Annotated in this window: 16 protein-coding genes, 2 tRNA genes and 3 pseudogenes; 14 read left to right on the forward strand and 7 right to left on the reverse strand. The window is 41.7% G+C overall.

Annotated elements, in window-relative coordinates:
- Positions 1–379: 379 nt before the first annotated feature.
- Positions 380–3,304: a GAF domain-containing protein gene (locus NSTC731_RS03550; RefSeq protein WP_445629658.1), complete on the reverse strand. Its 2,925-nt coding sequence runs from the start codon at positions 3,302–3,304 to the stop codon at positions 380–382.
- Between the two features lie 133 nt (positions 3,305–3,437).
- On the opposite strand from NSTC731_RS03550, the gene NSTC731_RS03555 reads away from it, so the two are divergent.
- On the forward strand, positions 3,438–3,812 hold the full coding sequence (locus NSTC731_RS03555; protein WP_445629659.1) for a hypothetical protein: 375 nt from the start codon (positions 3,438–3,440) through the stop codon (positions 3,810–3,812).
- 14 nt (positions 3,813–3,826) lie between these two features.
- Positions 3,827–4,972 (forward strand): quinone-dependent dihydroorotate dehydrogenase, encoded by a 1,146-nt coding sequence (locus NSTC731_RS03560; RefSeq protein ID WP_445629660.1) that lies wholly within the window; start codon positions 3,827–3,829, stop codon positions 4,970–4,972.
- Positions 4,973–5,003: 31 nt separating this feature from the next.
- Here NSTC731_RS03560 and NSTC731_RS03565 read toward each other — a convergent pair whose 3' ends face one another.
- On the reverse strand, positions 5,004–5,726 hold the full coding sequence (locus NSTC731_RS03565) for a hypothetical protein (RefSeq protein ID WP_445629661.1): 723 nt from the start codon (positions 5,724–5,726) through the stop codon (positions 5,004–5,006).
- Between the two features lie 530 nt (positions 5,727–6,256).
- Between NSTC731_RS03565 and NSTC731_RS03570 the strand changes: the two genes are divergently transcribed.
- The 4 genes from NSTC731_RS03570 (at position 6,257) to NSTC731_RS03585 (ending at position 8,834) form a co-directional block, all read left to right on the forward strand.
- Positions 6,257–6,386, forward strand: a tRNA-OTHER gene (locus NSTC731_RS03570).
- Between the two features lie 60 nt (positions 6,387–6,446).
- Positions 6,447–6,568 (forward strand) — tRNA-OTHER (locus NSTC731_RS03575).
- Between the two features lie 37 nt (positions 6,569–6,605).
- A complete protein-coding gene (locus tag NSTC731_RS03580; protein ID WP_445629662.1) occupies positions 6,606–8,207 on the forward strand; it encodes a TROVE domain-containing protein in 1,602 nt (533 codons plus the stop codon).
- Positions 8,208–8,609: 402 nt separating this feature from the next.
- Positions 8,610–8,834 carry a hypothetical protein gene (locus NSTC731_RS03585; RefSeq protein ID WP_445629663.1) on the forward strand — a complete coding sequence of 75 codons (225 nt, stop codon included), beginning with the start codon at positions 8,610–8,612 and terminating at the stop codon, positions 8,832–8,834.
- A 316-nt stretch (positions 8,835–9,150) separates the two neighbouring features.
- On the opposite strand, the gene NSTC731_RS03590 is transcribed toward NSTC731_RS03585, so the two are convergent.
- Positions 9,151–9,996, reverse strand: coding sequence for a peptidoglycan-binding domain-containing protein (locus NSTC731_RS03590; protein WP_445629664.1), 846 nt, complete (start codon positions 9,994–9,996; stop codon positions 9,151–9,153).
- A gap of 393 nt (positions 9,997–10,389) precedes the next feature.
- Between NSTC731_RS03590 and NSTC731_RS03595 the strand changes: the two genes are divergently transcribed.
- Positions 10,390–12,711 carry an NB-ARC domain-containing protein gene (locus NSTC731_RS03595; protein WP_445629665.1) on the forward strand — a complete coding sequence of 774 codons (2,322 nt, stop codon included), beginning with the start codon at positions 10,390–10,392 and terminating at the stop codon, positions 12,709–12,711.
- A 329-nt stretch (positions 12,712–13,040) separates the two neighbouring features.
- A complete protein-coding gene (gene gorA / locus NSTC731_RS03600) occupies positions 13,041–14,384 on the forward strand; it encodes a glutathione-disulfide reductase (protein WP_445629666.1) in 1,344 nt (447 codons plus the stop codon).
- A 227-nt stretch (positions 14,385–14,611) separates the two neighbouring features.
- On the opposite strand, the pseudogene NSTC731_RS03605 reads toward gorA, so the two are convergent.
- The 3 pseudogenes from NSTC731_RS03605 to NSTC731_RS03615 all read right to left on the reverse strand — a co-directional run.
- Positions 14,612–15,778: pseudogene (locus NSTC731_RS03605) on the reverse strand (protein kinase domain-containing protein); the annotation flags it as partial.
- Positions 15,779–15,821: 43 nt separating this feature from the next.
- Positions 15,822–16,892, reverse strand: a pseudogene (locus NSTC731_RS03610) (transposase); the annotation flags it as partial.
- Between the two features lie 250 nt (positions 16,893–17,142).
- Positions 17,143–18,354 (reverse strand): annotated as a pseudogene (locus NSTC731_RS03615) (CHASE2 domain-containing protein); the annotation flags it as partial.
- A 735-nt stretch (positions 18,355–19,089) separates the two neighbouring features.
- Between NSTC731_RS03615 and NSTC731_RS03620 the strand changes: the two are divergent.
- The 4 genes from NSTC731_RS03620 to NSTC731_RS03635 all read left to right on the forward strand — a co-directional run bounded on the left by NSTC731_RS03620 (position 19,090) and on the right by NSTC731_RS03635 (position 23,169).
- Positions 19,090–19,611: a LabA-like NYN domain-containing protein gene (locus NSTC731_RS03620; protein ID WP_041565194.1), complete on the forward strand. Its 522-nt coding sequence runs from the start codon at positions 19,090–19,092 to the stop codon at positions 19,609–19,611.
- A 102-nt stretch (positions 19,612–19,713) separates the two neighbouring features.
- Positions 19,714–21,318, forward strand: coding sequence for a 2-isopropylmalate synthase (locus NSTC731_RS03625; RefSeq protein WP_445629667.1), 1,605 nt, complete (start codon positions 19,714–19,716; stop codon positions 21,316–21,318).
- A 412-nt stretch (positions 21,319–21,730) separates the two neighbouring features.
- Positions 21,731–22,237: a GNAT family N-acetyltransferase gene (locus tag NSTC731_RS03630; protein ID WP_445629668.1), complete on the forward strand. Its 507-nt coding sequence runs from the start codon at positions 21,731–21,733 to the stop codon at positions 22,235–22,237.
- 251 nt (positions 22,238–22,488) lie between these two features.
- Positions 22,489–23,169, forward strand: a complete 681-nt coding sequence (locus tag NSTC731_RS03635) for an ester cyclase (RefSeq protein ID WP_445629669.1) — start codon at positions 22,489–22,491, stop codon at positions 23,167–23,169.
- A gap of 111 nt (positions 23,170–23,280) precedes the next feature.
- Here the strand turns inward: NSTC731_RS03635 and NSTC731_RS03640 are convergent, their stop codons facing one another.
- Positions 23,281–25,737 (reverse strand): HEAT repeat domain-containing protein, encoded by a 2,457-nt coding sequence (locus tag NSTC731_RS03640; protein WP_445629670.1) that lies wholly within the window; start codon positions 25,735–25,737, stop codon positions 23,281–23,283.
- 264 nt (positions 25,738–26,001) lie between these two features.
- Here NSTC731_RS03640 and NSTC731_RS03645 point away from each other — a divergent pair, with 264 nt between their 5' ends.
- Positions 26,002–26,259 carry a type II toxin-antitoxin system ParD family antitoxin gene (locus tag NSTC731_RS03645; RefSeq protein WP_445629671.1) on the forward strand — a complete coding sequence of 86 codons (258 nt, stop codon included), beginning with the start codon at positions 26,002–26,004 and terminating at the stop codon, positions 26,257–26,259.
- Complete coding sequence (locus NSTC731_RS03650; RefSeq protein WP_445629672.1) at positions 26,256–26,549, forward strand: type II toxin-antitoxin system RelE/ParE family toxin; 294 nt, start codon at positions 26,256–26,258, stop codon at positions 26,547–26,549. Before NSTC731_RS03645 ends, NSTC731_RS03650 begins: the two co-directional genes overlap by 4 nt.
- The last annotated feature ends 50 nt before the right edge of the window (positions 26,550–26,599 follow it).

Below are 26,599 nucleotides of genomic sequence, written 5' to 3' on the forward strand. Positions count from 1 at the left end.
CACATAAGTTAATACAGTTCAGATAAGCCCAAGATCCAGATGTAGAGACGCGATTTATCGCGTCTTCAAAGACCAATTATCTACACCAACAACCCTTAACCCAAGCGTGTTGTCATATAAGTGATGTTGCTGCCAAAGCATCCTTTGATGAGCAAGCAACTCACTGTATAGCAGGAGACAGTGTTTCGACTACGCTCAACAACCAGGCAGGAGACAGTGTTTCGACTACGCTCAACAACCAGGCAGGAGGCAGGTGGTCACTGAGCGTAGTCGAAGTGAGGCAGGAGTTCTAATACCAATTCTCTAAAATGAGGCAACACATTCAAACCCCGAAAGCCAGACCATATCTGACTTTCTTAATTACGATTACGAATTGGTATTAAGAATCATGAATAGCTAAGGGCAACAACAAGCGACTGACTACCCGATTATCTGGTAACTCATAGAAATTCAACTCTCCTCCTAGTTCTTGCATGAGGTTTTGGCAGATCGCCAGATGTAAAGCTGGTGGTTGGTCGAGGTAGGAAGGAGCAAGCACATCTTTGGGTGTATTATTATGTAGTTCCGTGAGTAGCTGTGGTTCGATCGCACCGTTATATGTGATCGATAATTCTAGCGATGTCTGATGTTCAGCCGCTCCAGTTGTAGAAGAAGAATATTTTATATCTAAGGGTTTTGACGCATCTAAACGGCGGCACCAAATATCAATTCTGCTACCGATTTGAGAACGGTTACAGGCAGTAACCAATAATTCATGGATAACTAATTCAATTTTGACAATATCACCAGCGATCGCCATTGCAGATTGAGCGCTGGAGGGAGGAACGCCTCTAACTAATGAAGAATTCTTGGGTGCTTCTTGCTCGTCAATTGGTTGTCCCAAACCATGTACACCAATCCACAGCTTTTGTTGTTTGAGTAAATTTTCGATCCGTTCGAGCGATCGCTTCAGTAAACTGGCTATGGGCATAGTTTCCCAACTAATATGTAGCTGCCAGTTCTCAAGTTTTAGCATTCCACTCATGGAGTTGGCTGTATGATCTAACTGGCGTAGCAATAGCTGGTAGCGCATCTGAGTCAATTCATTAGCAGGAATGCCCAAATCGTGTATTTGTTTCAGGGAATGGGCCGTTATTCTTTGAATTTCCTCTAGACGACGATGTTTGTACCAGTTGAGTTGTCGTAATTCTTCGGTTGTGGATTCTAAAAGTCGGGTAATTTGCTTTTCACGACGCCACCAGGCTAATTGAGAAATCAGAGTTGCTGTTGCACTAAGGTTTGGTTCTGACCAGCGACGCTCTTGATAGTCTACAAGCAACACGACACCAGTGGTTTCATAATCAGCGGTTGTACGTAATGCCATTACCATAATTTGACTTTTGTCTGGAACATTCAACCATTTCCGAGTTTCTGGAGGTAAATTATCCACCTTCAAAGTCAGATAATTCTCTGTAGCAAGTGCCCACTGAATTAAGGCTTCAGCTCGGATAGAAATAGATACATCAGAAAAAATCCCAAATTGGCTATTGTCAATCACTCCAGGAATAATTTCTGCGCGACTTTCACCAGGTGCCCAAGATAGCATTAGCGCTAGGGGACAGCCCAAAATTGAGGCTATTTGTTCGAGTGCTGTAGGTTCTAAATGCTTTTTTTCCACCTCAATGCTGTTCTGGGATTGTGTCAGGATGCGTAAGCATTGCTCAAAAGCCTGGGAAGTTTTTTGCTGCTGGGTAGTGCGGTTATGTAATTGCCATTGACGAACAATTACACCAATCTGTTGACTGACAGCCCACAGCAATTCTTTTTCTAGAGTTGTCCAAGAACGATGGCTTTCATGAGTAATCACCAAAAGTGCTGCTGGTATATGCTCGTGAGTGCATTTACAAACAAGCAGCGATCGCACATTATTCTCTAATAACAAGGGTCGCCAGTTAAAAAAGCGTAAATCTTCATCTAAGTTCTCAATTTCCACCGCCTGTGTTGAACCTTGCAAAAGCTGCCCATCTAATTCTTTGAGAGTATGAAGAGTAAATGTCAACGGCCGACGATTTTGGGGCTGACTTTGGTAAGTAAATTGATAATTCTTCTGCTCGGCGTCGTACTGCAACAGCAAAAAGCGGGTAGCACCTAATCGAGCTAAAACTCTTTTAGCACAATTATGTAAAGTTACCTGAAGGTCATGTTCGCTATAGATACCTTGAGCAACTTGGCTAGTCAATTGAGCATCCTCTTGAATCTGTTTGATAGTGCTTTCCATGCTTTCGGTAGGTGTAATTAGAGAGATTAAACCAGCAACACCCTGGACAAAATTTTTGTCTGTGTCTGTCCAGATGCGAGGTTCATTGCTTTCCACCGCCAGAAAACCGACTAAGTTCTTTTGCCAGAAAATCGGAGCTGCCAGAAGCGATCGCACCTGCAAGCGTTGCAGCAATTTAGCCGTAAAATGGCTTTTTAAAGAACTGCGGGCATCACCAATGGAGACTATTTGGTTAACTGCCAAAGCATAATAAAAATCGCTTAAGTCCTGTACAGTCATTCCCGCTGCTTGCTGAGTGCTAGAATTGCGATCCATTTTGACCAGCTGATTGCTCATTCGACACCAAAAGTAGCGCCCTTCTCGCTCAAACCAGTAAACATTTGTCCGGCTGGGGGAGACAAATTTATGAGTTGCTTGCACTGCTGCTTCAAGTCTTTGATTCAGGTTACTGAGGCTGCGTAAATTTTCTAGCAATTCTAATAATGGCTCGTCAGTTCGCCTGGTTTGCTTTTGGTGCTTATGCATTTCATTTTGATAAAGCACTGCCCCTAGTTCACCTAAAACCATCATCAAACGTGCTTTTGTTTCTCCTGTCAGTAGGTAGCCCCAGCGTTCTGAACCCAGTAATACCAAGCCCAAGAAACGGTCTTTGTAGCGAATCGGTAAAATAATCGTTCCTTGGATGTGGAATTTTTCGGCAACTTTTCGCCATTCGGCGGCGCGGATTTCAGTTTGCAAATCAGCTACGCCTAAAGGATGCTGTTCAATTACTACTTGCTCTAATAAATCTCCAGGGCTGAGAACAACTCTTTGGCGTAAAAAGCTCATATCGCGATCGGGTGTGATGCCCCCTTTTCCGAATAATATGTGATTCAGGCGATCGTAAAGAGCAATCCAAATCAGTTTGTAGTCAAACTCTTCTTTGAGATAAGAAATAGTAGTTTCAATCAGAACGTCAACATCATCTTCTTCTCTGAGGCTCTGGAGGACGCGCCCTAAAGAGAGGATCTGTTGTTCGGCGGCTATAGGTTTTTGCGGCTGCCCCATCTGATTTATTGGTTAACATAACTTGTAATATATAAGATGCCCAGAAAAGCACCCTGAGTAATATTGCCACAGGTGTTTGCTAAAAGTTGTAGGTAACAGGTTCGTTAAATTTAGATTATGGAGTGCCAGGGAAATGGGCGAAACTACGTCTGATGCTCAAGAGCAACAGAGACAAGTCTCAGAGGAAAAGCGAGAGTCTGCTGAAGATACCAGGCTCTCACAAGAGAACGAGCGAGAGTCTGCTGAAAATAAAAGGCTCTCACAAGAGGAGCAGCGACAGTTTAGTGAAGAAATCAGAAATTCTGCCGAAGAAACCCGGCAGCTTGCTGAAGAAATCAGAAATTCTGCCGAAGAAACCCGGCTGTTTGCTGAACAAGTGCGGGTAGTCAAAGAAGAACTCCGAGAAGCTAAAGAGGAAGCACGGCAATCTAAAGACGAACTCCGTCAAGCTAAAGAAGAACTCCGACGAGCTAAAGAGGAAGCGCGGCAGTCTACCGAATTCGCGTAGTGTTAAGGATTGAAATGGACATTTATCAACTTGCTATTCGTCCGCTTTTGTTCAATGTAGTAAAAACTGATTCAGAGTGGTTACATCAGCAGACGATTCGCAGTTTTAGTTGGCTATCGCAAAGAAATATTAGCCCTCCTGCTAGTTGGGTAAACCAACGCCTAAAGCAGTCCTTATGTCTGTACGATTCCCGCCTAGAACAAAATTTGTTTGGGCTAAACTTTCCAAATCCTGTAGGGTTAGCAGCTGGGTTCGACAAGGATGGAGTAGCTGCTGGCATTTGGTCTAACCTGGGTTTCGGCTTTGCAGAACTAGGAACTGTAACTTTTCACGCACAGCCCGGAAATCCGCGTCCCCGTTTGTTTCGCCTCCCGTTGGATAAAGCTGCTCTCAATCGCATGGGCTTTAATAACAGTGGTGCAGTAGCAATGGCGGCACGATTAACACAAGAAAAACAGGAGTCAACCCACTTAATACCCATAGGAATAAATTTGGGCAAATCTAAGATAACTCCCCTAGAAGCAGCCGCACAGGATTATCTCGATAGTTTTCGTTTACTCAAGGATTTGGGAGACTATTTTGTTGTTAATGTCTCTTCTCCCAATACACCAGGGTTACGATCGCTCCAAGATGCTTCTATGCTCAGTGCCATCTTAGATTTATTACAACAAGAAAATACTACATATAAACCTATTTTTGTCAAGATAGCCCCAGATTTAGATTGGGTTGCGATCGCTGAGATCGTAACTCTTGCTAAAACCTACCAACTAGCGGGAATTATCGCCACTAACACAACCATCAGCCGTGATGGACTCAAAACCCAGGCGATTGACCAAACAGGCAAATCACCCCAGGATGAAGCAGGCGGAATTAGCGGTAAACCATTGCGCGATCGCTCCACTGAGGTAATTCGTTTTATTTGGCAGCAAACTCAAGGACAAATCCCAATTATTGGTGTTGGCGGTATTTTTTCCCCAGAAGATGCTTGGGAAAAAATTACTGCTGGTGCTAGCTTGATTCAGGTTTATACAGGCTGGATTTACGAAGGGCCAATGATGGTACGCCGAATTCTAGCTGGTTTACTTGTCCTACTAGAACAAAGCGGATTAAATTCCATCAACGAAGCTGTGGGTTTACAAACAAAAATTCCAAAATTCTAATTTTGAATTTTGAATTTTGAATTTTGAATTGTTATCCTTCCTCCACTGGGAAAAACTCTTTAGTTTTTTCCGAGAATGACCAGGCAATACCATCAGGGTCTCTGCTGCGGCTCCATTCAGGAAACTCTGGATCGTTTCGCCGTTTATAAACCGTGCTGGAATAGACATTGAGCCGTTTGGCAAGTTCAGATTGAATCAGAGAGCCAAAAATTAACTGTTTTTCCAGCGATCGTTTAACTTCCTCATCTGTTTGCTGTGGTGGTGATTCGGCTTCTGGTTCTTCCTCCTGCGGGGTTGGTGGTGGTGCTAAAAGCGATCGCGCTGTTTTAGTAACTGGTTGAGCCGGAAGTTCTTTAACAGGCTCACTACTATCAAGAATATTGCCGAGAATGCTAGCAGTTATAAAGTAATAAGACTGCCCTGCATCTTCAGAGTTGACTATACTGGCACCAAATTCCGAGGCTTTACTATCCAAGTAGCGCTTTGCCGTTGTTCCAGGAAAATTGCCCCTGATTGCCAAGTCCATTGGCGTCAGTCTGCCCTGATTTTCACGAACCAATTGATGAAAAATTGGGTTAACTCGCACAGTCCACTGTTGCCATTGATATTCCTGCCAAAGCTTGAAGGCAATTACTAGCACAATTACCGCCAGTAAAATTCTCCAGGTAGTAACTAGGAAAATAATCAAAAACGAGATGGGCAAAAGTAGAACGAGAAAAGCCTTACCGTTACCTTCTATGGGTTTCTCACTCATGCCGATTTTTGCCAAGTGAATTTTGGGAAATAATATTATTATATTGGCAAAAATTGAGACACTTTTTTGTATCGTTTGGCAAAGTTGCGGCAAAATTTTCGGCAAAAGCTTTATTCAGTAAGTGTTATAGGCTTATTAACTTTTTGCTCATATAAGATTGGTCTGCGATGCCTACGGCGGTAAACTACGCGCAAAAGTTTTTACCAGAAAAAATAAGGGGGTTGAGATGTATGGCGATCGCAACACATCTCAGCTTTTCTTTCCAAAGCAATAATTCTAAATTGGCTTACCAGACCCTTGACAACAGATAATACGTATACTACATTAATAATACAAGTAAACTTTCATGAGGGAGTTAGCTTTCAGCAGTAGCGAATAGCTCAAATGGCAGAGCGCCCACCTTGCCCGAAAGGGCCGACGTATCGAGGGTTATCGCATATAACTAAAACACCCCCGATCAAACTTCTGGAGGTGTAGGTAAAAATCCTACTTCGTTACAGCAAATTTAATGCTGAGTTTTGAATTTATATGTGGTGGGTAGCTCAGTGGATAGAGCGCCTAAATATCCTTATTCACCCCTTGCCTGAAAAGGCCGACGAATTGAGGGTTATCGCCTGCCAAGCGGGAGGTCGCGGGTTCAAATCCCGCTCCACTACACCAATTAATTTTAGATTTTAAATTCAATCCAAAATCTAAAATCCAAAATCCAAAATTTTTATGTGGCGGGTAGCTCAGAGGTAGAGCGCTAAACATCCTTGTTCACCCCTTGCCTGCAAAGGCCGACGAATTAGGGTTATCGATTAGGGTTCGAGAGGTCGCGGGTTCGATTCCTGCTCCGCCACCTTTCATTTTTGCCCGCAAGGGCCGGGAGATGAAACGATGAATTACAATTTTTTCACTAAAAAGAAGGCAACTACACCCCAAAATCAACCTATCCCCGGACGAGAAGCAGAAATGGTTCAGGGACGTTCCGGCGGCTGGATGTTTGATGCTGGTATTTGGAAAATGCTGCGCCGTTGTTTATTGGTTGGCACAGCAAAAAGCACTTACTACGCTGGTAAACAGGAATTAACTGAAGATTTTGTGACAGTTGTAAGACTTGCTGTTGCCGAAAATCCCGGCCGTGTAGCGGAAGAAATTTTGTATGCTAGCGATGGACGCGCCATCAATAACAGTGCGCCTATCTTAGCTTTAGTGTTGCTATCAATGGGTGAAGCACCAGAAGCAAAACAGGCATTTGGTGAAATATTTCCACAAGTTGTCCGCACTGGCAGCCACTTCTACGAATGGCTGAACTACACCAAATCTCTGCGGGGATTTGGCAAAGTAGTGCGGGAAGCTGGTAAAACTTGGCTCTCAAGGGAAGATGTCAAGGGTTTAGCTTATCAACTGTTGAAATATCAACAGCGTCAAGGCTTCTCGCACCGGGATGCGTTGCGGTTGTTCCATGTCAAACCGCCTACAGAAAATCACCGCCAACTATTTGAGTGGGTAGTTAGAGGCTGGGAAGAATTGCCAGCAGATATCCCCTCAGAAGCGTTGGCGCAGATTTGGTGGTATGAGTGGCTCAAACGCAATCCAACTCAAACCCATGAAGCTATTTCTCAAGGACGTTTAACCCACGAAATGGCTGCACCTGTGGGCAAAATGGATAAGCTTGCTTGGCAGCTGCTATTTCAGGAAATGCCAATAGGTGCAATGCTGCGTAACTTGGGTTCTTTGACTGAACTGGGTGTGTTACGAGCCGATGAAAGCGCCAACTTACTGCAAGTGGAAGCAGTTCTTAATCGCAGAGAACATCTGCGTAAAGGTCGCATCCATCCGATTGATGTTTTGAAAGCACTCAAAACATATCAATCTGGTGGAACATTAGGACGCAGTAAGAAAACTTGGAATCCAGTTCCTCGGATTGTAGACATATTAGAAAAGGCGGTTGAACTGTCTTTTGATGTTGTGCAACCCACAGGTAAAGTTTTCATGCACGCCGTAGACGTTTCTGGTTCTATGGGTAGCATGGTTGCAGATATGGGACTAACTTGCTGTGAAATTGCCACAACAATGGCACTAGTGACAGCAAAAGCAGAGAAAAACTATGTGATTCGCGGCTTTGCTACGGAATTCCGCGAATTAGATATCACTGCCAAAGATAGTTTTAGTTCTGCGGTTCGCAAAGCTAGCAATCAAAACTTCGGTGGAACGGATGCATCGGTAGCTTACGATTGGATGATTAAGAATAAGTTTAAAGCTGATGTAGTCTGCTTTTGGACTGACTCAGAAAGCTGGGCTGGGTATAAGCATCCAAGTCAAGCGCTGAAGGAGTACCGCAAAAAGGTGAATCCCAACGTCAAGGCGGTGTATGTCACCTTGACACCTTACCGAATTACTTTAGTAGATCCTGAAGATCCGCTGTCTTGGGATTTGGCAGGGTTTGACCCAGGTACACCTCGGATCGTTCAGATGCTAGCTACGGGTGAATTGTAAATATTGCTGAAGGATAAAGAATGAAAAACTTTATCCTTCATACTTCATGGCGGGTTATCCTTGTTCGCAACTTGCCTTTCGGGGCCGAGGAATTTAGGGTTATCGGTTACGTCTCCACCATTGTGGGGATTAGCGGGTTCAATCCCCGCACCCGCCTTTGTTTTTGATTTTTACCTCACGCAAAGAAGAAAGCGATTTAATTTTTGATGATCGTTTTTCTATTTCAGCGATGGGTAAGAGTAGGGTGTCTGTAATCATCGTTGCTCAACTGCTTAAGATTTATTTTATAAACACTCTCTTAGAAGAAGTGGTAGATTAGCCGAAGCGATTCCAATATTTTATAGACAATCAACAATAGCACGCAATAATTAAAATACTGCTTCTAATCTACTTTTATTCAATATGACTCAATTATCAAAAACAAGCCGAAGTTGGGGATGGACAAAATCTAACGTCACGCCTGAAGAAACAAATCTCCGTCAAGCACAACGTCAGGAACTGGGTGCGCGGTGTCGTACTATTTTTGAGTCTCTTCGTCCCCAACTCATCGACAACCATTACAACTGGTTTATCGCTATAGATGCAGAAAGCGAAAAGGTTAGATATTATGCAGTTGGTTGTAAATAAACCAAAAGGGATTTTGACATTAGAAGTAGTGTAAGCAGATTAATAGTAATTCGTAGCTACTAACTCAATTATCAACCTTCTTCCTCCCAATCCTCAATTTGTAACCCATTCACGCGATTAAATTCACTCTTATTGTGGGTAACTAAGATTAAATTGGTATCTAATAAATAAATCACTCTAACGGCTCCCGCATTTCATATATTTATATGCTTTGGCTTAAAAGTGCGATCGCCTACGCTTGGACGGAAGCGATCGCACTTTTTAAAGACATAACGCAAAAGTTTGATTGCTCATCAATTATTCCACTCCCAAATGACTAATTAAACAATTGCCCCAAAAAATTGATAATTGGTTTCCAAAAGATACCAGTTAATACATAAGGAGCATATTGCAAGAGAGATAAGCTCGGCTTAATTGAAGGCTTTAGCGGTAGACTTTCTAACAAAAAAGGCACTACACAGGTGAGTCCATAAGCAGTTGCTAAAGCAGTAGTGAATTTAGGAGTCTGACCTGGTATCGGACTACAATAAATACCCAATAGGATGCAACAAATCATCAAAAATTGCTCCCATAAAAACCATGATTGCGGCGACAAAAAATAAATTAACCTCGGAAAGCTTTTATCAATTTTTTGTCGCATTCCCAGCAGTACTGCCCAAGTCGCTGCCCCAACAATGCCATCATTCTTCAATCCATAAATTCTTTGGAAGCGTTTCACTGCTCTTTCTGTCGCACTGTCAAAATAGCTAGTAGGTTCTTTTTTCAAAAAGCCTTCATCATAAAGGATAATTTGCAGTTCCTTGACCGCATTCCTTAATTCCGGGGACTTAATTTTTTGACTTCGAGAAAGTTTTGGGTACAAAAGGCAAGCCCATGTCAGTGGGCCAACCACTCCATCTGCTAAAAGATTATTTCTTTTTTGAAATTCTTTTACTGCCTCGTCTGTCTCTAAGTCAAATTTACCAGTAATCTCTGCAATTAAACCTTGAGTTTTTAATCGCTCTTGCAATTCATTGATTGATTCTTGGACAGACTTTGGTGTAAACTCACGGTAAAGTGTCGGAAGTTTATTAAAGACACAGACTTGTTTTTCTTCAGGAAAATAAAGTCGAGCTTGTTTTAGACCAACCAAGATACTTACAGTTTGAATTAGTTTATTCATTCAGTACTCCTTTGTTGTCAGAAGTGAAAACGATAATTCAGCCAGAGTTTTTGATTGGTTATCAGGATAGATTTTGCATTTGCACGCAGCCTGTTACCAACAATTATGAACTTAGTAATTAGCCTACTAAATTGACCCTAAATAGTGTAATTAACAATGTTAAAAATTTGTTAGTTAAAAATTACTAATACAACATACTGAAAGTTTTGTTAGTTAAAATGTTGCTAACCAACATTTAACAACAAAACTAATAAGTAAGTCGGTGAAATAAAATCAAACTGTGTCAAGAAAAGTAAATAAGGCTTAAACTCTTTCTCCCCCTGCTCCCTGCCCCCTGCTCCCTGCCTTAGCCCAACAATAATTATTTACGCCGACCTACTTAGGATGATATTTATGTCAGATCAGTCAGAGCGGGGGAATCTGTCTAAAGCTTGGTATCAAAAGGTTTTACAGGACTGGGATATAGATCGTTTGCTGACTGATTTAGAGTCTAAAATTCAACAGCGATACAGGCAAAACACTAAGAAAGACCTGTTACTTGGGTTGCTATGTGGGTATAGCTTGACAAAGATAAGTAAGGACTTATGCAGGGAAAACGCTAGTGTGAGAGTGGGATTGAGCTATATCTATCGAGATATTGAAACTTTGACAGGAGAACCTGATAACAGCGTCAGATCGAGCAACCTGATTTACATTCTAGAGAGACATGGATATCGCAGAGGTGTTGTTGCATCTAGTACCGAAAGCGCCTCTATTCCTCACAATCTGCCATCACCAACCTACACAGAATTTATTGGGCGCGAAGCAGATATGAAAAAGCTACTGGAAAGGCTTTTGCCGATGCATGGCGCTCATATGATTACAGTACATGGCATTGGTGGCGTAGGAAAAACAGCGCTGGTGTTAGCAGCTGCTTACCTGTGCTTAAAAGCTAGTAACGAAAACAATTCTGATGCACCTAAATTTGATGCGATTATTTTCACTTCGGCCAAACAACAAGAACTGATTCCCGATATGATTTTGCAGCGACAGCAAGGACAGCGTAACCTGCGCGAGATTTTTCGGGTGATTGCTAATGCCTTAAACGACTCTACAATTATTCAATCTCCTCCCAATGACCAATTCGATCGCGTACGCCAATGTCTTTCTAAACAGCGAACGCTTCTGATTGTGGACAATATGGAGACTATAGAGGACAGGGATGAGGTTATAGAATTTCTATACAATTTACCCATTTGCGTCAAAGTAGTGATTACTACCCGCGAACGAATTGCCCTGCTGCCAATCAGTCTGCGAAACTTGCCTCTGAATGATGGTTTACTGTTGATTCAGCAACAAGCTGAAGAGAAAGGTATAAATATCCAAGATGAAGACTCTAGCTTGCTCTACGATCGCACTGGAGGAATCCCTCTCGCTATTGTCTACGCACTCGGTCAAGTTTCTAGTGGCTACCCTTTGAACTTTGTATTGGAGCAGTTAGCCTCCGCTACAGGCGATGTGGCTCGTTTCTGCTTTGAGCAATCGGTGCAAGGTACAAAGGGACAACCACCACACAAGTTACTCATGTCACTGGCGATTTTTCCTGACGCTCCCATCCAAGCTGCTGTGGCTGAAGTTGCTGGACTGACATCTGCTCCTGATTCTGTCAGTAATGGCTTGGTACGGTTGCAGCAACTTTCGTTAGTGAATTTTAACCCAGAAACTAAGCGATACGAGATGCTCTCTCTGACTCGTGAGTATGCCTTAGCACAATTAGCCGCTTACCCAGATTTTGAGAGGGAAGCACGGATGCGTTGGGTGAGATGGTATCTAAATTTTGCTTACAGTTACGGCGGAGAAGATTGGGAGAACTGGATACATTACGACAGGTTAAAGGAAGAGGAAGGAAATCTACGGGCAGTACTTTATTGGTGTAAAAACCAAGACCACTATGCAGAAGTTAGGGATTTGTGGTTGCTCTTGAACCACTACGCCAATCTCTATGCTTATTGGGACGATCGCCTCGATTGGTTGCAATGGCTGATAGAACAATCAGAACGACGTGGTGAATGGTCATCTTTGGTGAAATTCATGATCCGCAAAACCTGGCTGCTAATTCGGGAGTGTTCGCCCCAAAGTCTCACACAAGCAGACGAAATATTGCAGCGAGCATGGGTTTTACGCGACCATGCAGATTCATACGTTCAAGCTGACTTAGCCGAAAGTATGGCTAGACTGCGAATCAGACAGAATAATTATATAGATGCGCGCCACTGGCTAATGGTAGAAGAAAAATTAGCGATTGAGGCGAATCTAGACGAGCGACAGCATATCCGCTATTTTATTCCCGTGCTTTATCATCGGGCTGAAATCTTTTATTCAGAAGGGGAATATCTTTTAACCAAAAAGCTATTTCAAGATGTGATGAAAAGTGCAGAAAAAATTAATTGGCATCGGGTGATTAATTCTGCTCAAAATTGGCTTGCTGATATTGCCATCGAACAAGGCGATCGCGATGAAGCTCAAAAGCTATTAATTAAAGGCTTAACTGTCGCCGAAAGCAGCAATAATAAACGCCGTCTAGCTCGTTATCAACGTTCTCTTGCGCGCTGGGAGAAAAAGTGGGGAAGTGTCCAAAAAGCCTGCCAACTATCCATTCAGGCTATTAATAGTTTTAAGGACTTGGGTATGACAAGGGATGCACAGGAGATGCAAACTTTACTTGATTGTCCATAATTATCTGCAAATATCGCATTTCCAGTTGTTTTTTAGCATGGCTGCTGCCCAAATTAGCCAATGGGTTACACTTTGTCACCAGCGATCGCACTTCTAATTTTTTACACAACAAGATGCTTTATTTGTCAATAAAGTGTAATATAACTTAGTAATTATTGGGCGATCGCTATTCTTTTCGAGCTAATACTATTAATGCGGCAATCTGCTAAATATTAGCCTGCTTTCATTCCAAATTGTCCACCCAAAGACAGTAGATGAAGTTTTGTGTGAATAACTATAAGGTATGAAATAGCTCTGCATTCCAAAAAGTGAAAAAGGAACAGATTTTTATGACATTTGATTACGATTTGTTTGTCATTGGTGCTGGGCCTGGGGGATTGGCAGCAGCTAAAAAAGCAGCTAGTTATGGTGTACGTGTCGCCATTGCTGAACAAGAAGCTATTGGTGGCACCTGTGTAAATCGCGGCTGCGTTCCCAAAAAGCTGATTGTCTACGCTGCTGACTTCGCCCTCAAAAATCAAATCGCACAAAGTTATGGGTGGAGTGACTGTCAAACATACTTTGACTGGACATTATTTATTAAGTCAGTACATCAGCATATTGACAGCGTTAACCAATCCTATTTTCAGCAATTGCAAAAAGCTGGAATTGAATTAATTTCTCAACATGCTACTTTCATCGATACCCATACGATCGATATTGATGGACGCAAAGTTACAGCCGACAAAATTTTAATTGCTGTGGGAGGACAACCCCTTAAGCCCAAAATCCCAGGTATAGAATACGCCATCACATCCCGCGAGATGTTCCAGTTACCCTATCTGCCAAAACGTTTAGCCATTATTGGCGGCGGCTACATTGGTGTGGAATTTTGCAGTATGATGCACGCTTTCGGTTGTGAGGTGACGGTGATTGAAAAAGACGAGATGATTTTATCGGGGTTTGACGATCGCATTTGCTCTGCTGTACAACAGGGGTTGATTAAACGCGGAATTAAGTTTTTCACCAATAGCAGTGTTCAAGAAATCAAATACTCAGAAGAGGGTTTGTTGTTAACTATTACTGGTGAGAGCCAAGAAATAATTACAGCAGATACCATCTTAGTTGCCACAGGTTACGCTCCAAATACCAAGAATCTTGGTTTGGAAAATGCCCATGTTGAACTTGGCGAACATGGTGCAATCAAAGTAGATGAATACAGCCGCACCAGCCAAGAAAACATTTTTGCTGTGGGTGACTGCACCAGCCGCGTGCAATTGACTCCAGTGGCTAAGGCAGAAGGTATTGTCTTTGCCGATACAGTTTTTGGGAACAAGGCGCAAAAACTAAATTATGATTATGTGCCCACTGCTGTTTTTTGCCGTCCAGAAGCGGCTAGTGTGGGGATGACGGAGGCGAAAGCACGGGAAAAATTTGGTGAATCTGTAGAATGCTACTGCACCGAATTCCAACCACTGTTGTATCAGATGATCGAACAGGATGAGCCAACCACTATAAAGTTAGTGCTAAATAGTGATTCTGGGCAAGTTTTGGGCGCTCACATGGTGGGCGAACATGCAGCAGATATCATTCAAAGTTTAGGTGTGGCAATTCGCAAGGGCATTACCAAGGAAGATTTGGATGAAACAATAGGCATTCATCCCACGACAGGAGAAGAATTTTTGTCGTTATAGCAAAGTGCTGTTAGCGGATAGCTAATGTTTAGCCTGTGCTGAGTAGAAACCCAGTTAAATCAATGTGTAGGTTGGGTTTCGTTCCTCAACCCAACATTTTCCTGGGTTTGTTGGGTTTGGCATAGCCTCAACCCAACCTACGAATATTCTTAGCTACAATTAGTGGCGGGTCTGAATCGCCCACTTTCTTGTTCTGACTCCTGAATTCAGAATAGCTGGATTCTTCTTCAATTAGAAGTTTCTTGTCCTTCTGAGTAAGATTTTGTGGGAATGCCTAAATCGTCTAAAGTATTCATTAATAAGTCATCTTCTGGGATATAGTCTCTCTGTTGGGAATTTACCAAATCGTCAAGAACTTTAAGAGCTTCAAGATCGTTAAGAGCTTCTGATGCAGACTGATATCGCTCTTTGAAGTCATTTAGCACCATTTTACTGAGAATCTTAGCTAGGGAGTGGCTGACCTGAGTGCGTAGTTTACCGCCGTAGGCATCGCTCCATTTGATTTCCCCATTTGCGTCTCTATTTAGTTCGCGGGGTGCTACACCAGTCAAGGCTTTAATCCCAACCATGCCAACTGCATAGATATCACTACTGTACTGTGGACGCCCAAAACATTGTTCGCTTGGTGCGTAACCCTGAGTACCAATACCAATGGTGAAAGGTGTGGACTCTTGACGATCGAGCTGTTTGATGCCGACTTCCTTAACGGCTCCAAAGTCAATCAACACCAGTTTTCCGTCTGAGTGTCGCCGGATGATATTGCTGGGTTTAATATCCCGATGAATCACGTGGTTTTCATGGACAAATGTTAATGTTTGCAATAAGTCCCTGAGAATTTTGATCGCGGCAATTTCATCAATTGCTCTACCTGCTGGAAGTTCTTGATTTAAAGGATGACCAATTATCTGTTCTTGGACTAAATAAAATTCTTCATCTTCTTCAAAATACGCCAAAAGTTGAGGAATTTGAGCGTGCCTTCCCAATTTTTCTAGTGTTTGTGCTTCTGAGTGAAATAAACGTCTGGCAAGTTGCAATCCTTCTGGTTTGGTATTGGCTGGTTTTAATTGTTTGACAACACATCGCGGATTACCAGGACGTTGGGTATCTTCGGCAATGTAGGTTTCACTAAATCCACCGGAACCGAGAACTTTGACAATTTTGTAGCGTCTAGCTAAGACTTTCCCTGATAAGGCTAAATCTCGTTGCTGGATTAGGTGTTGGAAATCATCTTGTTGGCTGATAATTTCTTGGACAACGGGTGAAGTTTTATACTTCTGAAAAATGTCTACTAATTGGCGTTTTCTGATGCTTTCTCTGATGACTGAGGTTGCCAAATAGGAAATTCCAGTCATGGCGATCGCGATCGCTGGTACGCTAGTGGGAAAAATTAACTCACATCTTGCACCGAGAAATATGAATGTCAAAACCACAACTACGTGTAAGAGGAGTTAGCCGTTTAATATTAAGTAAAAGAAAATACACAACTATTTGAGGAAAAATAGATTCTAAAGCAGTTTGTGCAGCTTGTCCCCAATCAGGTGAAGAAGCTGGCTGAGTATGCAGATAACTCCAATGAGCGATGAGATAAGCAGTCAGAGAAAGAATCAGCCAGCGATACATACCCTTAAGAGTACCTTGACCAAAACGATGTAAACCAAAGCGATGTTTGGCAGTTTTAAACCAACCTTCAATCTGCCAACGACGCTTACCCCACCACCGTAGAGTAGAAGCTTTAATTGGGCGGGTAGACAGAACAAAACGCTTTTCTAACTTGCCATTATCCCGCTTTAAGTAATACCAAGATACTGTAACAGGAAACTTTAAACCTACTAAACGAACCTGTTGACCCTGTTTGTGCAAATGTCGTAAAACTCTACCATCGGTCAATTTACGGCTAATCGCTACACCTGTAACAGCATGATATTTAAGCTGACGTATACCCTGCAAGAATTCGACACTACCAAAAGCTGTATCCGCTAAAATAATTGTTTCAAAGTGTTGAGTTAAAGATTGAGGTAAACGTTTCACTAGAGATAGTCCAAGTTTAGCTGGTGATGGAGTACCCTTACCTCTCCAAACACGGAAATTCCAGGGAATACGCCATTTTCCGATTACCAAATAAACTACTACCAAATGGAGACCACGCTTACCGTTATAGACTTTGATTAACTCACTAAAATCTTTAAATTTGCCACGTTTTTCTAAAGTCGTCAGGTCAATGATTACTTGTAAAAATGGTCTGCGCCCTCTGCCAGATGACGATAATGACTTGACCACTGTTTGTAATACTTGGTGGCGAACTATGCGAATCATTTCCCTTGTTGACCAAGGATTGATATTTAAAAATCGGCTGATTGCGCTGGGGGATTTTGCCTGACTATGTTCAGGTAATGGGTGTCCTTGTGCCTCTAAGAATAACCCCAGCATAGCTTCTAGGTTATCTTTTTGGTACTGCGTCGGCATCAACTTTTTGAGGTTGTAAACTAATTCTTGGGCGTGGGCAAGCATTTTTCTTGCTTTAAAACATTTCGATATTTCACGCCTTTTCTCTCATATTTCGAGATTCAGATGCAATCATCTCTCTATCTCAGGTCAAAAAGTCTCTGCATTCCAGCATCTATTTCTCTCTGTATTAATTGCACTATTTAAGTTATATTTAGCACTTAATCTCCCTGATTGATGATATTTACTTGTTGTATAGTTTTGCACTAGGTTATTTGAACTGTACGGGTGACTACGGTTGATGCAAGATGTGAGTTAACTGACCATAGACAAATAACCCATAGCTAATTCCTCCCCAAGCGCCAGATAGGGCGAGGCTATAGAAAAATCTATGGATGCTACGCTTGCGTCTGCTAATCATCAAGGCTGCACTGCCAACTAGCATTAGCACAAACAAACCTTGCAATGGTGGACTCTTAATTCCTGGGGCGATCGCTTTTCCTGTCATCAAAGTTGCGATCGCATTGGCGTGAATTTCCACGCCCGACATCGGTTCAGTGCTATTACTACCAGCAACTGGATAATAATCATTGTGTAACCGATCTGTTGCACCAATCAGCACGATCTTGTCTTTGAACACCTTTCCTTGCTGCAAATAGCTGTTCCAGTTTTGCGGGTCGAGTACGTGCCAAAAAGGTTTTTGTTCAAATGTACCCGCAGGCCCCCAAAAATAAATGCGATCGCCTTTTGGCCGGGGATAATTTACTTGTGCTGCCTTCAGCGCGGCTTCATCAAAAGAGAGTCGCTTTTTGGTAAATAAATTATCTTCACCTAATAATTTGGGATACTCACTTGCTAATCGATGAACTTTTCCATCTACTTCTAAAGGAAAATTAACTGAACCAATGGATACTGACTTTGTACGAAACATTTGTTGTGGGTCTGTTAGTTGCGTAAAAGACCCTTGGTGCGTCTGGGAGTTTTCGTAAACGGCTGCTAAGGTAACTTTATTGCCATATTTTTGCAGTACTGCCTGAAATTGGCGATCGTCTGCAACTCCATAGCTGCTTGCCGTATCAAAAACTACATCTACTGCTACAGCGCGGGCACCTGCTTTGATTAATTTTGTAATTACCTGGGAGTATGCAGCCCGTTTATAAGGATAAGATTTTAGTGTTTCTAAATAAGCATACTGTTTTGGATCTGTTTTATAGTACTGTTCGGGAACCGATATTGACTGGTCGTCTATTGCTAAAATTACGATGTCTTCTGGAGGCGCGATCGACCCACGCATTTGAAAAAAGCCAGAAAGCACCTGATTTTCCATCAATTGAACCGATTCCCCACCAGAAGCGCTCAATAGTGCGCCCCCAATTGCCCAAGTACCTGCCAGTAGATGACCTAAGCGAACCATCCAGCGAGAGTGGCGAGCAGATGCTGTTGAAGTCACTTTTGTTGGTTTACTTGACAGTCTATTGGCAGTAGAGACATAGTTTTTAGTTAAGGTAGATGTAGGTTCTTCTGCCATATCGTGTTACTGATTGATTTTAGTCCAACACTTTTATTTATTCAGACCGCGTTTTAGTGTAAGCACATTGAAATAAGACTTAAATGATAATCTTATACATTTGTAAAGTATCTTCTATTCATCAACAAAATTTTATTGGCAGAGCCAGCCCCCAAAAAATTCTTATTCAACCACTACTTAATTTATTCTTTTTCTGTTGAATGAGTTACAAGTAGTGATTGTCTCATAGATCGGAGCCGGATATACTCTACCAGCGCATTTGGTTCTGGCAAGATTTTACCCTAACCTAACCAACAAGTACGTTTCTAACTGGGTGTCATACCATAAACGTCCAAGGCTGTCTTCTGTCTCTGGCGCAATGTTGGTAATCTCCAGAAAGCGTGTCCTAATACTGACAGCTTTAGCAAAATATAGGGTTTAATTTATATCTTACCTTAAGCCTATGTTATACCTCTTTAGGAGTAAACTTTAGTGTTATGCAGCGATGAATGCTGTTACTGGGTCAATTTTATGGGTAGATTTTGATCGCCGGGTGGCTCTTGCTGTGCTGAGTGAATCAGGTTAACACTCAGGATCTCAACTCCAATATTGCAAGCGTTTTTATGTCTTGAAAGAGGTAGGATAAAAGCTATAGATAAAAAACTACGTTATAGATATTAGCAAACAAGGCATTTGAAAATTGCTATAATCTATTGTTCCATCTAAATTCATATATATTATTAGGTGTAAATTTGTATGGGTTCTCCAATGAATCGTCTATCTATTTTTGTAGATGGAAACAATATGTTCTATGCTCAACAAAAAAATGGCTGGTTTTTTGACCCGCGACGAGTCTTAGAATACTTCAAACATGAGCAATCAGAAACAACATTAATTAATGCCTTCTGGTACACTGGCTTAAAAGATCCACAAGACCAGCGAGGTTTCAGAGACGCTCTAATTAGTCTAGGATATACAGTACGAACTAAAATTCTCAAAGAATATTATGATGATACGTCAGGTCGTTACTCGCAAAAAGCGAATTTAGATATTGAAATTGTTGTAGATATGTTTAATACAGTAGACCAGTATGACCGAGTAGTATTATTCAGTGGTGATGGAGATTTTGAAAGAGCAATCGAACTATTACGCTCAAAAAATACACATATTACAGTAGTATCAACAGAAGGAATGATTGCTAGAGAGCTACGCAATGCTACTGATAGATATATAGATTTAAATGATATCAGAGATCAAATAGAGAAAACTGAAGGTTAGTAACTTTAACAATTATTTACAAAAATCAGAGTAAAAGAAAAACTAGAGTTGAAGATATATTAAGCCACAAGTAAACACTAAACACTAAACAATAAACGGCAAATGACAAACAAAACAGATCGAATCATCATTTTTGATACAACATTGCGAGATGGAGAGCAGTGTCCGGGAGCCACTTTGAATATAGACGAAAAGCTAGTTATTGCGAAGCAATTAGCGCGTCTAGGTGTAGATGTAATCGAAGCAGGCTTTGCCTTTGCGAGTCCCGGAGATTTTGAAGCAGTCAAGAAAATTGCTCAAATTGTCGGGACAGAAAATGGCCCGGTAATTTGTAGTTTGGCAAGAGCGATTAAAGCAGATATTGAAGCGGCTGCGGAAGCATTAAAACCAGCAGTTAATGCCAGAATTCACACATTCATTTCGACTTCTGATATTCATTTAGAGTATCAATTGCGAAAGTCACGGGCAGAAGTGTTAGCGATCGCTGAAGAAATGGTAGCTTATGCCAAATCTTTCATGACAGATGTGGAATTTTCGCCGATGGATGCGGCTCGTTCCGATCCAGAATTTCTGTATCAAGTGTTAGAGCGAACGATCGCAGCTGGTGCAACAACAGTTAACATTCCCGATACTGTAGGTTACACAACCCCTAGCGAATTTGGGGCCATAATTAAAGGCATTATCGAAAATGTCCCGAACATCGACCAAGCGATTATTTCCGTTCACGGTCATAATGATTTAGGCTTGGCAGTTGCTAACTTCTTAGAAGCCGTCAAAAATGGCGCACGGCAACTAGAATGTACGATCAATGGCATTGGCGAACGCGCCGGTAATGCATCACTCGAAGAATTGGTAATGGCGTTGCACGTGCGGCGGCAATATTTTAACCCTTATCTCGGCAGACCAGAAAATTCTCAAGAACCCCTGACAAATATCGACACCCGACAAATTTATAAAACCTCACGCTTAGTTTCTAATTTGACGGGAATGTTGGTACAACCAAATAAAGCGATTGTCGGGGCGAATGCCTTTGCCCATGAGTCTGGAATTCACCAAGATGGTGTTCTAAAAAACAAACTCACCTATGAAATTATGGATGCCCAATTGATTGGCTTAACAGACAATCAAATCGTTTTGGGCAAACATTCAGGTAGAAATGCTTTTCGGACTCGGTTGAAAGAATTGGGCTTTGAACTGTCGGATACTGAATTAAATAAAGCATTCGTCAGATTCAAAGAAGTAGCAGATAAAAAGAAAGAAATATCCGATTGGGATTTGGAAGCGATCGTTAACGATGAAATCCAACAAGCGCCCGATTTGTTCCGGGTAGAGTTGGTGCAAGTTTCCTGCGGTAGCAACGCCCGTCCTACTGCTACAGTTACTCTGCGTACCCCAGAAGGTGAAGAATTAACCGATGCTGCGATCGGTACTGGGCCAGTGGATGCAGTTTACAAAGCCATCAACCGGGTGGTGAATGTACCCAACCAGTTGATTGAGTTTTCTGTGCAGTCAGTAACAGCCGGTATTGATGCCATTGGTGAAGTGACGATTCGTTTACGTTATGAGTCTAAAGTGTTTTCTGGTCATGCAGCCAACACAGATATCATCGTGGCATCCGCGCAAGCTTATGTAAATGCGTTGAATAGGTTGTATGCATCTTTGCAAACTCAAGAAAAGCCAGAGGAAGTAACTGCACAGAAAGTCTGAGATCGGAATCTGTGAAACTGCTAGTTTTTAGCTGATGCTGACAAACTCCTCTCCAACTTTGGGGAGGAGTTATATCAATTCAAAATTCAAAACTTATACTGAGTTTCGGCTGCGCGGTAATCGAGCGACTTGTACTGAGCGTAGTCGTTGGCGCAGCCTCTCCGACAGGAGAAGTAAGTCGAGATTCAACTACCGCGTAGCCGAAGTATTCAAAATTCAAAAATTAAGAAAGCCAGACATAACAAAGATATGTCCGTATGTATCTGTCGCATTCTTTTTCCAAATTGGCGTTATATCATGTCCGCCTAATTAGTTATAATTCCCGCATCTATGCAAAAACCAGGAAACCCTCTTTCCCCCAGCAAGAACTGCCATCTTAACGATCAGTCTTTAACCGGACACGATATTATTTGTGAGTTCTAAAAATTTGTTGGGAATTATGCTGACAGAAAAACATATCATTATTAGAGAAGCCATCTCCAAAGAAGACTTACTGATTGCAAAACACTTTTACCAAATGTGGCTGGATATTGGTGTTGATGAAAGTAATATACTTCTGGAATGGGAGAATATTACTCTCCAATTTATAGAAGAGGCGCGTCGAGATTTATTTTATAAAGCTTTTATTGCAGAGATTGATAATACAGTTGTAGGTTCTATTAGTTGTCAACTTTTTGCAGGTTTATACCCGAATGTTTTCAAAGATGAATATCGCAAGTTTGGATATATTTGGGGCGTTTATGTCGAACAACCTTACCGCAGACAAGGAATTGCCAAATCCTTAACTAATAGAGCAATTGAATATTTAAAAGCGATCGGTTGCACGCGAGTGCTTCTTAATGCCTCCCCATCGGGTAAACCAGTTTATTCCAGTCTCGGTTTCTCTGAAGGAAATTTAATGCAATTAGATTTGATTTAAGTACAGCAATTTGTTGCCTTGTAGTGATGTCCGATCGACCTAAATTTATGTAAGAAGATATTTGTCAAACTCACATTAAATAGGATAACTAGAAGTATTCAGATGTATGTAGTTACTATTATTCTGATTTGTACTATAAGTCAAATTTATTGAGTTAATTATGAATATTTTTTACTTTTTTAGATTTTTCGATTTACTTGTATCCAGAAAATTTTATTCTAAAAAACGATGTTTATAGTCAGTCAGCTTGTATGAGTAGCGAAAAAACTACAGAATTACCGCTCTGGGTACAAGATAGAGATATAGTCATTGCTCATGATGAAGAAGTACAGTGGCGAGAAGGAAAACGCCCAGATTATTCTTACACCAATGAATTTCTTCATCAAGAGAGTAAATTTCAGCATCCTGAAGGGTCTTTAGAAGCGATCGCTCAAAATTTAGTCCGCACTTTTGAGATGGAAGCTTCTAATAAATCTAATCCTCAACAGTGGCTTTCGATTGTTACCGATAAGTTTAAGATGAGTACCAATGGGGGACAACAATTCACTGCTCAAGATGTTGCAACCGAAGGTACTTATAATCTGTTTTTGGGTAAAACTGAGCAATATAACTCTGAAACAGAAATCTTTGAATCTTCATTTCAAGTTTTTCATACAGCCTTCCCCAATGGCTTCCTTTGGGAATTAACAGAAGTCCTTGCAGGGCCGCCTAATGTTACCTTTAAGTGGCGACATTGGGGAACATTTAATGGTTCCTATAAAGACTATGCACCCACAGGTGAAACAATAGAAATCGTCGGAATTAGTATTGCTCGCGTGACTGAAGACTTAAAGATTGAATCTTTAGAGCATTATTTTGATAATAATGTCTTTCTTCAGAAATTAACAGCAGGGGGTTGTCCCTTCCATTCCCAAAATCAAAATAATCACTAATTTTGATTTTGTTGTATTCATCGAATAGTACACTCGCTTGGCACTCTTAAAAAACAGCAGCGATCGCCGAGTGAGTGAGTATAATCATCGAAAATATGCATTGGATATCATTCATGGTATTAGTGTTTGCACAGTAGTAGCTGGTGTATTGGCTGGAAGTGTAAAGCCAGCCAGTTTACCCAACTTCTGGGGTACAAAGTCAGTTTCTTTGCTACCTTGAACTTCAGATAAGTAGCAATCTCGCACTGCTAACAACAAGCCTTTGATGGTATCTTGTCTGCCCGTTTTAACTAAATCATCTGCCTTTTTGAAAAAAGCCGATCGCCATTTGCCATCGTTATTGCCATACAATTCGATTAAATACCAACCTGCAAGATACTCAGCTAAAGGATCGAGACAAAAACGGATTCTATCTTTAGCAGAACCGATAGTTTGAATCAGATGCAGACGCTTTTCCAGATAATTGAGGTGTGCTTCCGGATCGTCAATACCCAAAGCTGCTAATGCAGCAATAGCATCTGCACGCTTGGCGGTTGCTGGTTGATAACTTTGCTGCAAACATTCCCAGGCGATCGCTTTGGCATCTTGATGAACGGTGCGATCGTCAAATCGATCGTCTGTGACATCACGATTGAGTTCATTGATATAACCCAGCATCAAATTAGGAATATTCTCTGGTAACGCAGAAATATTAGATGTAACGTCTTTACTGGCGATTAACTGTTCAGCATAAAGTTTAGCCAGCAAGACAGTGATATTATTTTGACCAACCATTAGAGAAAGGCGGTTACAAGCGTCAAAAAATTCTTGATCGGTAAAGCGATCGCGTTTACCTCGCTGCATGAGATAAGCTTCCATAAAGGACGATAGTTTATTAGCCTCAATCCGCAAGGGTTTAATTATCGTCTTATTAACCCGCCCCAGCTTTTCCTCAATTCGGGAAGTAATCACCAACGCATTCACCGGAAACTCTGGCGACTCCGGCTCAATTGCTTCTCGTGTAGTGGCATTCATTTCTGAGAATCGGTCTACAATTACTAAAATGCGTTTCTTTCTTAATAAACGTGACAGTAATTCTTGACAAATCGGCTCTGGTTCATCAATTAAAGCTTGCAACTGTCCTCTGATGGCTTCTAAAAGCGGCGACTTACCTTCAGTTACCCGAAATTCTTCTTCTAACAGCACAGGTAACATCAAATGTTTGCAGAGTTGTTGGTCTTCATCCTCAGCCATTGCCCACCCAGCGATTCGACACGCTAAACTGGTTTTACCTACACCCCCTTCCCCACCAATTACTAAGCAGCTACGTTGTTTCTCGAAAGTTGAGCGCAAATTCTCATTCATCAATTGGGGAACTGTTGTACCATCCAAAACAACGGGAATGGGAATATAACAGGCGCGACTGCTAACTGTATCCTTTTTGGGAAATTGTTCGCGGGCTGCTTTGATATATTTAGCTACCCACGCATCTAATACTCTGGGATGGTAATGAAACCAGCCAACAAATAGCACATATCGCAGAGGTACATTAACGCTGATAAATGGGAGAGAAAAATCTGTGTAGGGTTTGAGGGCGTTATTAATTTTCAACAACCATAAAGGGGCAACCCGCAAGAGAATTAACCAAATAGAAGGCAATAAGATAAGGTAAGCGGCAATTCCCAAGAGTAATTTATGCTTAAATAGCGATTCCAGAACTCTATCAAAAAGGCGAGTTTCTTTTTCTGCTTTCAAGGCATTGAGAGGGCGACGTATCAGCCTAATGTCCGTCTCTGTGAATTTATCTTTGTATTTTTGTATAGTTGCCAATACCTCTTCAAAGTCTGAGATGACTTTCTGCAACTTGGAGGTAGGTAAAGCATTTGCTTTATCTTGAAAGCCTGCCGCTATTCCTCCTAAACCTTTGATAGCACCTAAACGCACGTAAAACTGGCTATCATTCAACAGGGCAATTAAATTCGGGACAGAAGATACTGCTTCTGTACCCATTGCACCCAAAGCGTAGGCAGAATTATAACGTACAGTGGGGTTCTTATCTTTTAAGGCAGCAGTTAATACTGGGACAGCTACTTTCGCTTCTACACCAATTTTTCTGAGTGCAGAAGGAACATAAATGCGAACGAATTGCTCCTTGTCTTGTAATGCCGCCATCAACGATGGAACTGCTGCTTTGGCTGCTGTACCAATATTTCCTAAAGCTAAGGTGGCGTACAGGCGGACTTGTCCATCCTCATCCTGCAATGCCGCACTTAAGGCTGGGACGGCTGGTGCTGCTTCTGCACCCAAATCTCCTAAAACCGAAGCGGCGTGCCAGCGAAGATTAATATCTTGATTTTTCAAAGCTTCAATCAGAGACGGTACTGCTGGCGAACCGATATTAACTAATGCATCTGCTGCAAGGCTTCTGATGTGGGCATCGTTATCTATCAGCTTCTCAATCAGGGGAGCAATTTTGCTGTCAGTAGTGATTTGCGCCCAACTATTGCTTGTGCATAGTAGGAACAGTGTCAGGCATAAGACAACTACCTTGAGCGCACTAAGTAATACTTGTCTGGTATGCTTTGTCATTGAATCGGATTGAATCACCCGATGAACAACTCCAGTCAGAGAAACTATACCTAAGATTGTAATCTAACTGTCAATGTGGGTTAGCGATGTCTACGATGGTCACTGAGCGCAGCCGTTCGCGGAGCGTCTCGTAGAGAAGTGCGGGCTACGTCTACGCACTGGTTTGTCTCCGCTTTGCTCAAGCTTGGTTAGCATGATTTTCTCTCGTTCTGTCAATGCTGTTAGAATCTAGATAAAAATATTAATTCTATAAAGCTAGAAAATATGTACATCCAAATTAAACCAGAACTAGAGCAATTTATTCAGGCACAGCTTGCAAGTGGTAGATTTTCTAATGCAGATGATGTCATCAATGAAGCCTTTAAACTGTTACAAGAAAGAGAGCAACGACTTGAAGAATTACGGCAAAAAATTGCTGTAGGAACTGAACAAATTGCTAAGGGACAAGTAACTGACGGCGAAGTTGTATTTGCCAGATTACAAGAAAAAATTCGTCTAATTGCCGAGGAGTCCTCTGAATGAGTAATTATTCATTTTCAGATGCAGCAATTCGAGATTTAGATGAAATTTGTGAATATATTGCTCGGAGTAACCCAAAAGCAGCCAGTAAACTTTTTGATGAGATTCGCTCCAAATGTAAATTAGTAGCGAGTTTCCCTAATATGGGAAAAAGCTATGAAAGGTTTGTACCAAATCTGCGCGGTTTTGTTGTGGATGATTACATTATATTTTACTATCCAAGGGAAGACGGAATCAGTATTACTCGTGTTGCCAGTGGTTATCGAGATTTAGAATCTTTGTTCGGAGATTAATAATTAAATTGTAACTATGTTTTTGCTCTAGTACTTATCGCTCTATTCAG

Source organism: Nostoc sp. DSM 114167 (genome assembly GCF_052692655.1).